Source organism: Streptomyces sp. B15 (assembly GCF_018070605.1).
Lineage (GTDB): Bacteria > Actinomycetota > Actinomycetes > Streptomycetales > Streptomycetaceae > Streptomyces > Streptomyces smyrnaeus.
Genome location: NZ_JAGPXJ010000072.1, coordinates 1 through 14,570 on the forward strand (window position 1 = coordinate 1; position 14,570 = coordinate 14,570).

Consider the following 14,570-nt stretch of genomic DNA (forward strand, 5'->3'; position numbering starts at 1 on the left):
TTTCGGTGGTCATAGCGTGAGGGAAACGCCCGGTTACATTCCGAACCCGGAAGCTAAGCCTTTCAGCGCCGATGGTACTGCATGCGGGAGTGTGTGGGAGAGTAGGACGCCGCCGAACAATCTTTGAGGCCCTTGGCCTCCAGCGTGCATGCGCTGGAGGCCAAGGGCCTTTTGTTTTTCCCTTGTCCTTTGTTCCTTGTCCCCTTGTCCTCCACTGACCCTCTCTTTTTCCTTCCGCTTTTTCGAAGAGCGCTGTTCCACCGCCTGCGCGAGAATCGACGTGCAGGCACGCAGACAGGAGTCCTCATGTCCCCCAGCTCCTCCGACGACCGCGACCGCGGCCGCGCCGAACGCCGGCCCCGACAGTCCGCCCCGCGCACCAGCGACGGCCGCGAGCGTGCTCGCGGGCCCAGGCGGGAGGACGGTGGCCGTGCCGGTGGAGGCTTCCGGCGCGATGAGCGAGGCGGCTCCTCCGGCGGGTTCCGCAGGGATGACCGCCGGGGTGACGAGCGACGGGGCGACGATCGCCGTCGGGAGGACCGGCCGCGCGGTGAGCGGGGGTTCGACAACCGCGGGCGTGACGACCGCCGTGGACGTGCCGGTGGCCAGGGTGGCCCCGGCTTCCGCCGCGACGACCGCCGGGACGACAGGCGGGACGACCGTCGTGACGAGCGGGGCCCATCGCAGCGCGGCGGAGACCCCCGCGGCCGAGACGGCGACCGGGATCGGGACAACCGCGGCCGCGGTGACAACCGGGGACGTTCGGATTTCCGGCGTGATGACAGGGGCCGTGACGACAGGGGCCGCCCCGAGCGGCGGGACGACCGGCGCGGGGGCTACCGGGGGGACCGGCCACAGCGGGACGACCGCGATCGCGAGCGCACGCCGTACCGCCGGGACGACCGGGACGGCGGGAGGCCGCAGGGCGGCCGGGGGCCGCGCCGTGAGGACGACCGCGCGGGTCGGCGGCCGTACGGCCAGGGCGGCGGACGTGGAAGGGACGACCGGCGCGACGACCGGCGCGACGAGCGCCGTGGTGGCGGCTTCCGGCGGGATGACAACCGTGGCGGCGGTGGCGGCTTCCGGCGTGGCGGGGACCGGGACCGGCCGCCGTACGGGCGCGGGGACCGGGACCGTGACCGGGGCGGCCGGGAGCGCCCGGACCGCGAGCCGCTGCGGCGGCTTCCGATCGACGAGGACGTCACCGGCGAGGAGCTGGACAAGGACGTCAAGCAGGAGCTGATGAGCCTGCCGAAGACGTTGGCGGAGGATGTCGCGCGCAACCTGGTGATGGTGGCGCGGTTGCTGGACGAGGAGCCCGAGCAGGCGTACGCGTACGCGAAGGTGGCGCTGCGGCTCGCGTCGCGGGTGCCGTCCGTGCGGGAGGCCGCCGGATTCGCGGCGTACGGGGTGCAGAAGTACTCCGAGGCGCTGGCCGAGTTCCGGGCCGCCCGGCGGATGACCGGACTCCAGCACCTGTGGCCGGTGATGGCCGACTGCGAGCGTGGGCTGGGACGTCCGGAGAAGGCGCTGGCGATGGCGGGCGAGCCCGAGGTGCACAAGCTCGACAAGGCGGGGCAGGTCGAGATGCGGCTGGTTGCCGCCGGGGCCCGCCGTGACATGGGGCAGCCGGACGCCGCGGTGGTGACGCTGCAGAGTCCGGAGCTGGCCTCCAATTCCATACAGCCGTGGACGGCCCGGCTGCGCTATGCGTACGCGGACGCTCTGCTGGAGGTCGGTCGGCAGGACGAGGCACGCGAGTGGTTCGCCAAGGCGCTGGAGGCGGATCAGGGCGGGTTGACCGACGCCTCCGACCGGCTCGCCGAGCTGGATGGTGTGGAGTTCATCGACGCCCTCGACGAGGAGGTCGAGGACTTCGAGGCGGACGAGGCGGACGAGGCGGCCTCCGGTGAGACGGAGTCCAAGGACTGAGTCCTCAGCAGCGCGCCGAGACGAAGAGCTGAAACGAAGAGCTGAAGCGAAGAGCCGAAGGGCGGATCCCCGCGCGGGGGTCCGCCCTTTTTCTCGGCTTTCGTCGACGGTCTACCGCCGGTGTGCGGCCTACCTGTGCGGGGCGAGCGGGTTCTTCAGCGTGCCGGTCAGCTGGAGGGCGCCGGCCGGGTCCTGGAGGTCGACCATCTGCTGGTTGTTGCGCAGCTGGAGGCGGTTGAGGCAGGAGAGGGCGAACTCGTCGGCGAACAGGTCGTACCGGGCGTGGCGGGCCGCCAGATGGGGGGTCGACTTCTGGTAGCTCTTCACCACGTCGGCCACCGTCGACCAGAAGGTCGCCTCGTCCAGCACGCCGGCGGCGTCGAGGGTGGGGGCGAGGAAGCGGAAGAAGCAGTCGAAGACGTCGGTGAACAGGGAGAGGATCTTCATGTCCTCGGGGACGTCCGCGCGGATGCGTTCCACCTCGGGCGGCAGTTCGGCGTCCTGGCTCATGACGGCGATCTCCTCGGCCAGGTCCTTGAAGAGCGCGCGGCGCGGGACGCCGTGCTCGTCCAAGACCAGGATCACGTTCTCGCCGTGCGGCATGAAGACCAGGTCGTAGGCGTAGAACGAGTGCAGGAGCGGCGTCAGATAGGCGTGCAGATAGGAGCGGAGCCACTCGGTGGGCTCCAGGCCCGAGCCTTCGATGAGCGCGGCGGCGAGTGAGTTGCCGTCGCGGTCGATGTGCAGGAGCGACGCCATGGTGGCGGGCTTCTCGCCCTCGTTCAGGAACGGTACCGGGCTCTCACGCCACAGGGCGGCGAGCATTTTGAGGTAGGGGGAGCCCTTGGGGGCGGCTGCCTCGTAGGGGGCGGGGTGGTAGCCGACGGCGGCGCGTTCGCGCAGCACCCCCAGCCCGGTGTCGCGCAGGATCTCGTCGCCGGCCACCAGTTCGGCCAGCCAGTCGTTGATGGCGGGGGTGGCTTCCATGTAGGCGGCGGACAGCCCGCGGACAAAGCCCATGTTGAGGACCGAGAGGGCGGTCTTCACATAGTGCTTGGCCGGGTTGGTGGCGTTGAAGAAGGTGCGGATGGACTGCTGGGCCAGGTGTTCGTCGTCGCCGTGGCCGAGGCAGACCAGATTGCGCTGGGCGATCTCGGCGGCGAAGGTCACCGACAGCTTGTTCCACCACTGCCAGGGGTGGACCGGCAGGAGGTAGTAGTCGTCCAACTCCAGGCCCTGCTCGGTCATGGCGGCGGAGAAGCGGCGCAGGGTGGCGGCGGACAACTCGGTGAGCAGCAGTTTGTCGTAGCCGAGGTCCGCGCAGGCGGTGAAGGTGGCGCGGTCACGGCGCGCGGCGACCCAGACCAGCCGTACCGGCGCGGCGGCCTCGGGGGCGTAGGCGCGGTACTCGGCGATGTCGAAGCCGAGGCGGCCGTTGTTGGCGACGAAGCAGGGGTGGCCCTCGGTCATGCCGGACTCGATGTCCTGGAAGCCGGCCGCGGCCAGCTGTGCCGCGGTGACCTCGGGGGCCGCCAGTTTGTAGGCGGTGCTGGCCAGGGTGGAGCTGATCTCCTCCAGGTAGACGGGGAGGATCTCCTCGCCGAGTCCCAGCGTGGTGCGCAGCTCGGTGATGAAGGCGAGGGCGTCCAGCGGGAGTTCGGCGCCGTCGCGGTGGCGGGTGACGCTGTCGGCGTCGACCTGCCAATGGTCGAGGGCGAAGCGGCGGGCGGCGAAGCGGTACTCGGTGGCGCCGTCGTCGGAGCGGACCGCGTAGCGGTTCTCGCCGTCGTCCAGCGGTGTCGGTCTCAGCAGCCGCTCGTGGGTGAACTCGGCCAGTGCTTTGCGGACGAGGAGCCGGGTGGCCCGGGCCCACCGTTCGGGGGTGAGATGGCTGACGGCGTCGTTCAGCTGGGTCTGCTGGGTCTGCTGGGTCTGCTGGGTCTGCAGGGGTGTGCTGGGGAGGGTCATGCGGAAGTCACTCCAGTGGCGGTCCGGAACTGCTCGCGGGTGCAGAAGCTGAGCAGGGCTTCTTTCTCCGGTTTGGTGAGGGTGGAATCGACCTGGAAGCCGACCGCTTCGTTGAGTGCGTGCACGGCGGTGTTGCGGACGTCGGGCTCGACGACGACGCGGTGGGTGTCCGGGTCGGAGAAGAGCATCGCCATGACGGTGGTGATGACGGCGCGGGTGAAGCCGTGGACGGGCTGTTCGGCGGGTGCGCACAGAAAGTGCATGCCGACGTCGCCGGTCTGGTGCGGGTAGAGCCCGGCCAGCTCCACATGGCGGGGGTCGTAGCGTTCCATGAGGAAGGCCGGCTCGCCGTTGTGGAAGCCGAGGAAGGCGTCGTGGTGCGCCGAGGCCGCGATGCTCATGAACTCGCGCTCCACCTGCGGCAGGGTGGCGTCCTGGAGCAGGTAGAAGGCGGATTTGGGGTGGGTCACCCAGCGGTGCAGCAGCTCGGCGTCGGTGAGCGCGTCGACGGGGCGGAGGGAGAAGGTGCCCAGCGCGTCGTCGACGCGGGTGAAGAGGATGGTGTCCGCGGTGGTCACAGCGCTGCCTCCAGATCGGACGGGTCCGTCGACACCGGGGCGCGGTGGTTTCCCGGGGTGTCGTCGGTGGGTGCGCTGAACTCCTGGAAGGCGATGGACTTCTCGACGGGGTAGACCTCGCGGCCGAGCAGCTCGCGGATGATGCAGGAGTTGCGGTAGGCGGCCATGCCCAGGTCGGGGGCGACGAAGCCGTGGGTGTGCAGCTCCGCGTTCTGGACGTAGATCTGCCGGCCGGTGGTGTCGACGCTGTAGTCGCGGCGTACGTCGAAGCGGCCGCGGGCGTCCCACTCGATGCGGTCGGCGATCGGGTCGAGGAAGGCGGGCCGCTGGTAGCGGTAGCCGGTGGCCAGGACCAGCCCCTCCGTGGTGAGGCTGAAGTCGCGCTTCTGCTCCTCCTGGCGCAGCCCGAGGGTGTAGGTGCCGCTCGACTCGTCGTACGAGGCGTCGGTGAGCGCGGTGTTGGTCATCAGCCGGGTCGGGCAGGGCGAGCGGCGGTTCTTCTGGTAGAGCAGGTCGAAGATGGCGTCGATCAGCTCGGAGTTGATGCCCTTGTAGAGGTTCTTCTGCGAGGCGACCAGGCTGTCGCGGGTGTCGGGCGGGAGGGAGTGGAAGTAGTCCACGTACTCCGGCGAGGTCATCTCCAGTGTCAGCTTGGTGTATTCGAGGGGGAAGAACCGGGGGGAGCGGGTGAGCCAGGTGAGGGAGTAGTCGTACCTGTCGATGTCCTGGAGGAGGTCGTAGTAGATCTCCGCCGCGCTCTGGCCGCTGCCGACGAGGGTGATGCTCTTCTTCCGCTGGAGGGCTTCCTTGTGCTCCAGATAGCGGGAGTTGTGGATCAGGTCGCCGCCCAGGTTCTGGCAGGGTTCGGGGAGGTAGGGCGGGGTGCCGGTGCCCAGGACGAGTTTCCGGGTGCGGAAGGTGCGGTGCTCGCCGCCGGGCAGCCGCTCGGCGTGGACGGTGTAGAGGCCGTCGCTCTCGTCGTACTCCACGGTGGTGACGCGGTGGCCGAAGCGTACGGTCTCGCCGAGGCGGTCCGCGGCCCAGGCGCAGTAGTCGCTGAACTCGGCGCGGAGCGGATAGAAGCTCTCGCGTATGTAGAACGAGTACAGCCGGCCGGATTCCTTGAGGTAGTTGAGGAAGGAGAACGGCGAGGTGGGGTCGGCGAGCGTGACCAGGTCCGACAGGAACGGGGTCTGCAGCGTGCTGTCGTCCAGCATCATGCCGGGGTGCCAGTTGAACTCCGGCTTGTCGTCCAGGAAGACGCCGTCGAGCTCCGGTATCGGCGCGGTCAGACAGGCGAGGCCCAGGTTGAAGGGGCCCAGGCCGATGGCGACGAAATCGTGTACGGGCGCATCGGCCGGGCGGGTGCTGGAGGGAGTCACGTGGGGGCTCCGTGGGGGGTCGGTCAGCATGCCTGGGCGGCGCTGAGGGCGGGTGAGGGGGCAGCGGTCCGCTGGGCGGTCTGCTGCTCGGCGTACTGGTCGGCGTGCGCGGCGATCAGATCGAGGACCGTGGCGATGTCGGCCAGCGAGGTCTCCGGGTTGAGCAGGGTGAACTTGAGGTAGTGGCGGCCGTCGACCACGGTTCCGGCGACGATGGCCTCGCCGGAGGCGAACAGCGCGTCGCGGGCGTACAGATTGGCCCGGTCGGTCAGCGTCTCCTCGTCCCCGTCCTGGGACCGCTGCCGTTCCGGGGGCAGACAGCGGAAGACGAGGGTGGAGAGTTGGGGCTCGACGACGACCTCGAACCGCTCGTCGCCCGCCAGCAGCCGCCAGGCGTCGGCGGCGCGGTCGACGACCTCGTCGAAGAGCTCACCGAGCGCGTCGGCGCCCATCACACGCAGCGTCATCCAGAGCTTGAGCGCGTCGAACCGGCGCGTGGTCTGGATCGACTTGTCGACCTGGTTGGGGATCTCCTTCTCCACGCTGCGCGCCGGGTTGAGGTAGTCGGCGTAGTAGGTGACATGGCGCAGCGTGTCCCGGTCGCGTACGAGTACGGCGCTGGAGCTGACCGGCTGGAAGAAGGACTTGTGGTAGTCGACGGTCACCGAGTCGGCGCGCTCGACACCGTCCAGCAGCGCGCGGCGGCGCTGCGAGGTGAGCAGGCCGCAACCGTAGGCGGCGTCCACGTGCAGCCACACGCCCGTCTGTTCACACAGCTCGGCGAGGGCGGGCAGCGGGTCGATGCTGCCGAAGTCCGTGGTGCCCGCCGTGGCGACGACGGCCATCACCGTCTCTCCCGCGCGCTCGCAGCGCTCCATCAGGTCGGCCAGCGCGTCGACGCGCATCCGGCGCTGCTCGTCGCAGGGCACCGGGACGACGGCCTCGGGGCCCAGACCCAGCAGAACGGCTGACTTCTCGATGCTGAAGTGGCTGCACTCGGAGGTCAGAATGCGCAGCTTCGGCAGGATCTGCGGAGTGCTCAGCGCCGTCTCGGAGTTCTTGCGTACGAGACGGCAGGTCTCCTCGCGGGCGAGCAGCAGAGCCTGAAGGTTGGACTGGGAGCCTCCGCTGGTGAAGATACCGTCGGCCGAGGGGCCGAAGCCGATGCGCTGCGCCGTCCATTCGACCAGGCGGCGCTCGATCAGGGTGCCGCCCGCGCTCTGGTCCCAGGTGTCCTGCGAGGAGTTGACGGCCGCGATGACGGCCTCGCCGAGCACGGCCGGTATGACCACGGGGCAGTTGAGGTGCGCGAGATAGCGCGGGTGGTGGAAGTAGACGGCGTCGCGGAGGTATACGCGCTCCAGTTCGTCCAGCGCCTCGCTCGCTGTGCCCAGGGGTTTCTCCAGATCCACAGCGGAGACGGTGGGGGCGAGCTCGGCCGGCGTGACGCCGGTGAACGGCTGTTCGGCGCCGGCGAGTTTGGCGGCGACCCGCTCGACGCCGTGCGTGAGGGAGCGCCTGTAGTGCTCCGCTGTCCTGTCGTTGAGCAGGTGGGACCTGCTGCTCATGAAGTGTCCTCCTGACACGGACGTGGCACACCGCGCGACTCGCGCGGTCAGGTAAGGCTAGCCTAACCAGCACCACTCGTCGGCGCGCAAGGGGGCCCTGGGCGGCCGCACGGAGGGGCCCGGAGGCGGGACCGTGGGCCGAAAACCGGGGCCCGGGACAGGAGGACCTCCGAGACATGCGGGCCTGGACAGCGAGGCCGGACGGACGCGGCGGTCAAGAAGGCCAGGAAGTCCCGGAAGCTCAGGAAAGCGTGCGGAGCACCAGCCCGGTCGCGGGCTTGGGGCCGAAGGAGGTGGACTTGCGGGGCATCGTGATGCCCTGTTCGGCCAGCCCCCGCACCGTCGACTCCGGAACGGACCGCAGCAGTACGGCCGTACCGCCGTGCGCCGCCGCCTGCTCAACGGCCGCCTCGACGTGGTGCAGATAGCCGATGTCCTCGGGACGGTCGGGTACCTGCCAGATGGTGTCCAGCAAGGTCGAGTGCAGCACCGTGGCGTCCAACTGCCGCCACGCCACCGGCTGCCGCGCATCGACCGTACGGGCCAGCAGCGCGGGGGAGGGCCGGTCGAGCAGGTGGAAGACGCCCTCGCCCTCGGTCAGCAGGAACGCGTTCCCCGCCGTGTCCTCCAACTCCTCCAGCGCCTCGTCCAGCGGCGCCTCCAGCGTACGCACGCGGAAGGCGCCGTCCTGTCCGTACGCGGCGCCCGCCCGGTCGAGGAGGTCGAGGGCGCGCTTGAGCGGAAGTCTCGGCAGCACCCGGTGGATGGCCCGCACCTGGAGGGGGTACCGCGCCGTGTCGACCAGCAGGACCAGGCCGTAGTCCCACGGCGATTCCCCGGTAGGGCCGCCCTGCTCGGCACGCAGCCGCAGATAGGTCGCCCAGCGGTGGTGGCCGTCGGCGATCAGGGCGCTGTGCCGGGAGAGTTCGGCGTCCACCTCGGCGAGTTCGGCCGGGTCCGTGACGGCCCACAGCCGGTGTGCGAAGCCGTCCTCGGTGGTCGTCGCCATCAGCGGCGCGTCGCGTGTCGCGCGCTCGATGACCGCGGTCGCACCGGTACGGGTGCCGTCGCCGCGGTAGGACAGCAGCAGCGGCTCGGGGTTGGCGGCCATCTCGCGCATCAGATCGGCGCGGTCGGCGACGACCTCGTCTATCACTCCCTCGTGCGGAAGGACGACGCCCTCCTCGGGGGCCGACAGCCGCAGGGCGCCGATGAGACCGCGCTGCAGCAGATCGCCCTTGCGCTGCTCGTAGACGTACAGCGCCGGGTGCGGATCGCGGGCCAGCACCCCGTCGGCCTGCCAGCGGCGCAGTGTCTCGGCCGCCTGGCGGTGCCGGGCCGCCGGGTCCTCGGTCTGCGGGAGGATGAGCCGCACGATGTTGTACGGGTCCGCCGTCTCCAGATGACGCAGCCCATCGGGCCTGACCACCACGTCGTACGGCGGCGAGGTGACGGCAGCGAGGCTGCTGACCCTCTCCGGCGCGTAGCGCAGCCCCCGGAACGGGGCGAGTCTCAGTCCTCGGACGGTCATCTGTGCATGGTATGCCCGTGCCCGTCACCCGGTGGAGCGGGGCACAGGGGGCGCAGGGGTGCGGAGCGGGCGGGGGTGTACGAGAGGATCGTCCACGGCGCCAGGGCCGGTCACGGTCTGCGCGTACCCGGGAGAGAGCACAAGGAGCGACCCCTCATGCACCACAGTCCCGCCGGCGGCACCCCCGCCGCCGACGCCCCCGTTGCCGACACCGCCGCGACAGCACCGTCGGCGGGCCCGCGGGCCGGCGAGAGCGCGCTGCACACCGCCTACGACACGGCGCTGCTGGACCTGGACGGGGTCGTGTACGCCGGGGGAGAGGCCGTGCCGCACGCGGTCGACTCGCTGGCGGCGGCGCGCCGGAGCGGTCTGCGGCTGGCGTATGTGACGAACAACGCCGCCCGCACCCCGCAGACCGTCGCGGCGCATCTGACGGAGTTGGGGGTGCCCGCGAAGGCGGACGAGGTCGTCACTTCCGCGCAGGCCGTCGCCCGCCTGATCGCCGAGCGGGTGCCGCGTGGCGCGCGCGTACTGGCCGTCGGCGCCGACGGGTTGCGGGTCGCGCTGGAGGAGCGGGGGCTGACGGTCGTCGAGACGGCCGACGAGGAACCCGCGGCCGTGGTGCAGGGGTACGGCGGGCCCACCATGGAGTGGGGGCGGCTGATCGAGGCGGCGCTCGCCGTGCAGCGCCAAGTGCCCTGGTTCGCTTCCAACACCGATCTGACGATCCCCAGCGGGCGGGGCATCGCGCCGGGCAACGGCTCGGCGGTGGAAGTCGTCCGCATCGCCACCCGGTGGATGCGGATCCCGCCCGAGCCCGTCGTCGCGGGCAAGCCGCTGCCGCCCATGCACCGGGAGTCCATCCTGCGCACCGGCGCGCGGCGGCCGTTGGTGGTCGGCGACCGGCTCGACACCGACATCGAGGGGGCGCACGCGGGGCGCGTGGACTCGCTTCTCGTACTGACCGGAGTGACCGACGCCGCCCAACTGCTCGCCGCCCGGCCCGTGCACCGGCCCACCTACGTGGCCCGCGACCTGCGGGGCCTGCTGGAGCCCCAGCCGCAGGTGACGGGGGACGCCGATGCGGGGTTCAGCTGCGGTGGCTGGACGGCGCACGCGGACGCGGAGCAGCTGACACTGCGGGGCGACGGCGATCCGATGGACGGGCTGCGCGCCCTGTGCGGGGCGGCCTGGACGGCGGCGGGGACCGGGGAGTGCCGACTGGATCCGGACAAGGCTCTGGCCCGGCTCGGGTTCTGAGGCCCGAGCCGGGCCGGTGCCTCAACCGGCGGAGCCCGCGAGGGCCTCCGCCACCAGCTGCTCCTCCGTCGCGCCCAGTCGCCAGTAGCCGGTGAACTTCACAGCGCGGCGGTCGAACCCGCGCTCGCCCACCAGGTGCCGCCGCAGCGCCTTGACGGTGCCTGCCTCCCCCGCGAGCCAGGCGTACGGCGTGCCCGTCGGCAGCTGAGCGCCGCGTACGGACTCGACCATCCGCTCCGACCGCGAAGCGGTGGCCGCTTCGTCCCGTACCAGCCAGGTGATCCGCGCGTCCGAGAGGGTCGGCAGGTCCTGGACGTCCTCGCGGTGCGGAACCTCCGCGAAGACCCGGACCGGCATCCCGGCCGGCAGCCACTCCAGGATGGCGCCGATGGCGGGCAGCGCCGTCTCGTCGCCGCTCAGCAGCACCCAGTCGGTGCCCTCGGGCGGCCGGAAGTCGACGCCGGCGTTGTCCTCGACGACCGGCCCGAGCAGGGTCACCCGGTCCCCGGGCATGGCCCGCAGCGCCCAGCGGGAGGCCGGGCCGGTCTCGCCGTGCAGCGCGAAGTCGACGTCCAGCTCGTCCACGCCCGGCGTCCTGCCGGAAGGTGCCCCCAGGCCGTACTCGCTGCCCCTGCGCAGCGCCCGCACGGTGTAGCTGCGCATGATGCCGCGGATGCTCTCGTCCATGGCGCGCCACTCGGTGAACCAGTTCTCACCGGCGTCCACCGGCACCACGGGCGCGGTCTGCCCGGGCTGCGGCAGGAACAGTTTGAAGCGCTGGTCCCGGCCGCCGGAGGCGAAACGATCCAGCTTCTCGCCCCCGAAGGTGACGCGCAGCATGGTCGGACCCAGTCGGCGGGTCCGTACGACGTGCAGTTCGAAGAACTCGAACGGAACGGTGGAGGGCGCGGACTGCGCCGTGCTGACCGTGCTCATCGTGTCTGCTCCTGACGAAGTGGATGGATTCGGCGGTGCGCGGGTGCGTGCGCGGGGTGGGCCGGGCCCGTCAGTGGACGGGGCGGTGCGTCAGCGGACCTTCTTGGCCTTCTCGATCGCCTCCGCGAGGTCTTCCAGCAGTGGTGCGGCGCCCGCGTAGGAGAAGCGCGGTTCGGCTGCCCATCCGGCGACCTGGCCCGCCTTGACGGCCGGCAGATCGTTCCAGGACGGCTTCGACTTGAGGGCCTTGGGCTGCAGGGACTGGGTGCGGTTGTCCAGAATGATCAGGTCGGCCTTGTACTTGTCGGCGTTCTCCCAGCTCAGTTCCTCGAAGAAGCCCTGCTTGCTGAGCTTCTCGGGCTTCACGAGGTCGACGCCGAGCTGCTTGAAGTACTGCAGGTCGGTGCTGGCGTCGGGGTCGGAGACGTAGAACAGGTCGGGCGCCCCGGCGGCGGCCATGACGCGGATGCCGCTCTTGGCGGTCTTGCGCACCCGCTCGGCCGCCTTCTCGAAGCGGGCCTTGGCGTCCGTGACGGACTTGGCCTTCACCTCCGCGCCCAGGGACTCGGCGAGCTTCGCGTACTGCCGGATGACCTCGTCCATCGGGATGCCCGCCGCCTTCATGGCCACCTGGGGCGCGAGCTTGTAGATCTTGTCCTTGCTCTCGTCCGGGACGTAGAAGAGCGCGTCCTTGAGGTACATGTTGCTGATCAGCAGCTGGGGACGGAGCTTGGCGTACTTCTCCAGGTCGAACTCGCCGAACGCGTTGCCGATGATCTTCATCTTGGAGATGTCCATCTCGCCGGCGAGCACATCGGGCTCGCCGTTCTTCTTCTTGGTCGGGCCGAAGACGCCGACGACCTTGTCGCGCACGCCGAAGTCCCACAGCGCGGCGGCGGTGGCCGTGTAGGCGACGATCCGCTCGGGAACGGCGTCCAGGGTGACCTTCTTCTCGCGGTCGTCGGTGAAGGACCAGCCCTTGCCCTTCGAGTCATCACCCGAACCGGAGCCGGAGTCACTTCCGCAGGCGGCGAGCAGTGCGCCGAGACCGGCGGCGCCGCCCGCGGCCAGCAGACCGCGGCGTGAAAGGTGGGACATAGGGGAGGAGCTGGGCATTTTTTTCTGGCCTTCTCTCGACGTACGGGGGACGAGCCGCGGGCAGCCGCGGACGTACAAGCGGGGCGGCCGTGGGGCCGAGTTCGCAGTTAGGCTAACCTAACCAAAGTTGTTGTTGTCCAGTGGCCGGGCACCCCGATTTCCCCGGCCCCGACCGGAGCGCGTACGTGACTCTCACCAAGTCCCCGCAGGTCCAAGGGGGTTCAGCGGCCGGGCAGGAGCAGTCGGTGGCCGGCCAGGAACAGCCCGTCCGCGCCCGGGCCCCGCTCGCGCGGGCCGCCGGGCTGCTGGCCGCCGCACTCGTCCTGCTGCTCGTCGTCTTCCTCAGCCTCGCCTTCGGCGCTCGTCCGCTCTCGCTGGGCGAGGCGTGGTCGGGGCTCGTCGACAGCGGCTCGGCGAGCTACACGGTCGTTCACGAGATGCGACTGCCGCGCACCCTCCTCGGCCTGCTCGCCGGTGCCGCGCTCGGTCTGGCGGGCGGTGTCATGCAGGCGCTCACCCGCAACCCGCTGGCCGACCCCGGCCTGCTGGGCATCAACGCGGGCGCCGCGGCCGCCGTCGTCACCGCCATCTCCTTCTTCGGCGTCGCCGGATACACCGGCTACATCGGCTTCGCCTTCCTCGGCGCCGCCGCCGTCTCCGTCCTCGTCTACGCCGTCGGCGGCGGGCGCGGCGCCACCCCGGCCCGGCTCGCCCTCGCGGGCACGGCTCTGAACGCCGCGCTGATCTCGTACGTGAGCGCCGTTCAGCTCCTGGACACCGCCTCGCTGGACCGGATGCGGTTCTGGATGGTCGGCTCGCTCGCCCGCGCCCAGGACGCGACGGTCGTCTCGGCGCTGCCCTTCATCGCCGTCGGCGCCCTGATCGCGCTGATCCTGGCCCGGCCGCTCAACGCCCTCGCCCTCGGCGACGACGCGGCACGCGCCCTCGGCTCCCGGCCCGCCCGGACCCGCGCCGCCGCCATCGTGTCCATCACCCTGCTGTGCGGCGCCGCCACCGCCGCCTGCGGCCCCATCGTCTTCGTCGGGCTGATGGTGCCGCACATGGTGCGCGCGCTCACCGGCCCCGACCAGCGCTGGATGCTGCCGTACTGCGCGATCCTGGCGCCCGTGCTGCTGCTCGGCGCCGACATCCTCGGCCGCGTCCTGGGCCGGCCCAGCGAGCTCCAGGTCGGCATCGTGACCGTCGTGGTGGGCGGCCCGTTCTTCCTCTACTTCGTACGCAGGCGGAGGGTGGCCCACGCATGAGCCTCACCCCGACCCGGGAAAGCGTCATCCGCACCCCCGGCGGCCTCTCCGTCAACTACCGGCCGCGCGCCCTGCTCGTCGGCATCGGCTGCCTGGTGCTCGCGCTCGTCGCCGCCGTGTTCGCGATCGGCAGCGGCGAATACCCGATGGCGCCCGGCGACGTCGTGCGCACCCTGCTCGGAGGGGGCGACACGGCCGACGCCTTCATCGTCAACGAACTACGGCTGCCCCGTACCGTGACCGCGCTGCTCGTCGGCGCCGGCCTGGGACTGTGCGGCGCCGTCTTCCAGGCCGTCGTCCGCAACCCGCTCGGCAGCCCCGACATCCTCGGCTTCACCAACGGGGCCGCGGCCGGAGCGCTGTTGGTCATCTTCCTCGCCGGCGGCAGCAGCGCACTGCTGGCGGGCGGCGCCGTCGCCGGTGCCGTCGTCACCGGCACGCTGATCTACGCCCTCGCCTGGAAGCGCGGCATGCACGGCTACCGGCTGGTGCTCGTCGGGGTCGGCGCCACCGCCATCCTGACCGGCGTCAACAGCTATCTCATCACCCGCGCGGGCATCACCGAGGCCTCCCGGGCCGTGCTGTGGATGACCGGAAGCCTGGACGGGCGCGGATGGGACGACGTCATGCCGCAGACCAGCGGCATGGTGGTGCTCGTCCCGCTGGTGCTGCTCGGCTGCGGACGCGCCCTGCGGATGATGGAGATGGGCGACGACGCCGCCTACGCGCTCGGCGTCCGCGTCGAACGCGTCCGGCTCACGCTGTTGGCGGCCGGGGTGCTGTTGGTGGCGCTGTCGGCCGCGGCCGCGGGACCCGTCTCCTTCGTCGCGCTGACCGCGCCCCAGCTCGCCCGGCGGCTGACGAAGGCGCCGGGCCCCAATCTGCTGCCCTCCCTGTGCATGGGCGCCGCGCTGCTGATCTGCGCCGATCTGGTGGCCCAGCGGGCCTTCGGAGAGCACCAGCTCCCCGTCGGCGTGATCACCGGAGTGCTGGGCGGCGGATACCTGGTGTGGCTGCTGGCCACCGAGCGCAGGGCGGGGCGGATATGAGCG

General features: G+C 71.2%; 11 protein-coding genes and 1 rRNA gene. 5 read left to right on the forward strand and 7 right to left on the reverse strand.

Going from position 1 to position 14,570, the window contains the following annotated elements:
• Position 1 precedes the first annotated feature (1 nt).
• Together rrf and KBY19_RS37635 are read left to right on the forward strand one after the other, a co-directional pair.
• Positions 2 to 118 (forward strand): 5S ribosomal RNA (gene rrf, locus KBY19_RS26470).
• A gap of 1,055 nt (positions 119 to 1,173) precedes the next feature.
• The gene (locus KBY19_RS37635; RefSeq protein WP_307842768.1) at positions 1,174 to 1,932 is read left to right on the forward strand and encodes a tetratricopeptide repeat protein; all 759 of its coding nucleotides are present in this window, start codon (positions 1,174 to 1,176) and stop codon (positions 1,930 to 1,932) included.
• A gap of 129 nt (positions 1,933 to 2,061) precedes the next feature.
• Here KBY19_RS37635 and KBY19_RS26480 read toward each other — a convergent pair whose 3' ends face one another.
• The 5 genes from KBY19_RS26480 to KBY19_RS26500 all read right to left on the reverse strand — a co-directional run bounded on the left by KBY19_RS26480 (position 2,062) and on the right by KBY19_RS26500 (position 8,959).
• A complete protein-coding gene (locus tag KBY19_RS26480) occupies positions 2,062 to 3,900 on the reverse strand; it encodes an IucA/IucC family siderophore biosynthesis protein (RefSeq protein WP_210966844.1) in 1,839 nt (612 codons plus the stop codon).
• Positions 3,897 to 4,478 (reverse strand): GNAT family N-acetyltransferase, encoded by a 582-nt coding sequence (locus KBY19_RS26485; protein WP_185016467.1) that lies wholly within the window; start codon positions 4,476 to 4,478, stop codon positions 3,897 to 3,899. Before KBY19_RS26485 ends, KBY19_RS26480 begins: the two co-directional genes overlap by 4 nt.
• Positions 4,475 to 5,860 (reverse strand): lysine N(6)-hydroxylase/L-ornithine N(5)-oxygenase family protein, encoded by a 1,386-nt coding sequence (locus tag KBY19_RS26490; RefSeq protein ID WP_307843628.1) that lies wholly within the window; start codon positions 5,858 to 5,860, stop codon positions 4,475 to 4,477. Before KBY19_RS26490 ends, KBY19_RS26485 begins: the two co-directional genes overlap by 4 nt.
• A 23-nt stretch (positions 5,861 to 5,883) precedes the next feature.
• Entirely contained in the window at positions 5,884 to 7,428 is a 1,545-nt protein-coding gene (locus KBY19_RS26495) for an aspartate aminotransferase family protein (protein WP_210966846.1), read from the reverse strand.
• A 241-nt stretch (positions 7,429 to 7,669) separates the two neighbouring features.
• Positions 7,670 to 8,959, reverse strand: a complete 1,290-nt coding sequence (locus KBY19_RS26500) for a DUF1015 family protein (protein ID WP_185016464.1) — start codon at positions 8,957 to 8,959, stop codon at positions 7,670 to 7,672.
• 156 nt (positions 8,960 to 9,115) lie between these two features.
• Between KBY19_RS26500 and KBY19_RS26505 the strand changes: the two genes are divergently transcribed.
• Positions 9,116 to 10,219 (forward strand): HAD hydrolase-like protein, encoded by a 1,104-nt coding sequence (locus tag KBY19_RS26505; protein WP_210957577.1) that lies wholly within the window; start codon positions 9,116 to 9,118, stop codon positions 10,217 to 10,219.
• A gap of 21 nt (positions 10,220 to 10,240) precedes the next feature.
• On the opposite strand, the gene KBY19_RS26510 is transcribed toward KBY19_RS26505, so the two are convergent.
• Positions 10,241 to 11,155, reverse strand: coding sequence for a siderophore-interacting protein (locus KBY19_RS26510; RefSeq protein ID WP_210966847.1), 915 nt, complete (start codon positions 11,153 to 11,155; stop codon positions 10,241 to 10,243).
• Positions 11,156 to 11,245: 90 nt separating this feature from the next.
• Positions 11,246 to 12,253: an ABC transporter substrate-binding protein gene (locus KBY19_RS26515; protein ID WP_185016462.1), complete on the reverse strand. Its 1,008-nt coding sequence runs from the start codon at positions 12,251 to 12,253 to the stop codon at positions 11,246 to 11,248.
• Between the two features lie 245 nt (positions 12,254 to 12,498).
• Here KBY19_RS26515 and KBY19_RS26520 point away from each other — a divergent pair, with 245 nt between their 5' ends.
• Both KBY19_RS26520 and KBY19_RS26525 read left to right on the forward strand, forming a co-directional pair.
• Positions 12,499 to 13,518, forward strand: a complete 1,020-nt coding sequence (locus tag KBY19_RS26520) for an iron chelate uptake ABC transporter family permease subunit (RefSeq protein WP_307842767.1) — start codon at positions 12,499 to 12,501, stop codon at positions 13,516 to 13,518.
• Positions 13,515 to 14,567 (forward strand): iron chelate uptake ABC transporter family permease subunit, encoded by a 1,053-nt coding sequence (locus tag KBY19_RS26525; RefSeq protein WP_210966848.1) that lies wholly within the window; start codon positions 13,515 to 13,517, stop codon positions 14,565 to 14,567. Before KBY19_RS26520 ends, KBY19_RS26525 begins: the two co-directional genes overlap by 4 nt.
• The last annotated feature ends 3 nt before the right edge of the window (positions 14,568 to 14,570 follow it).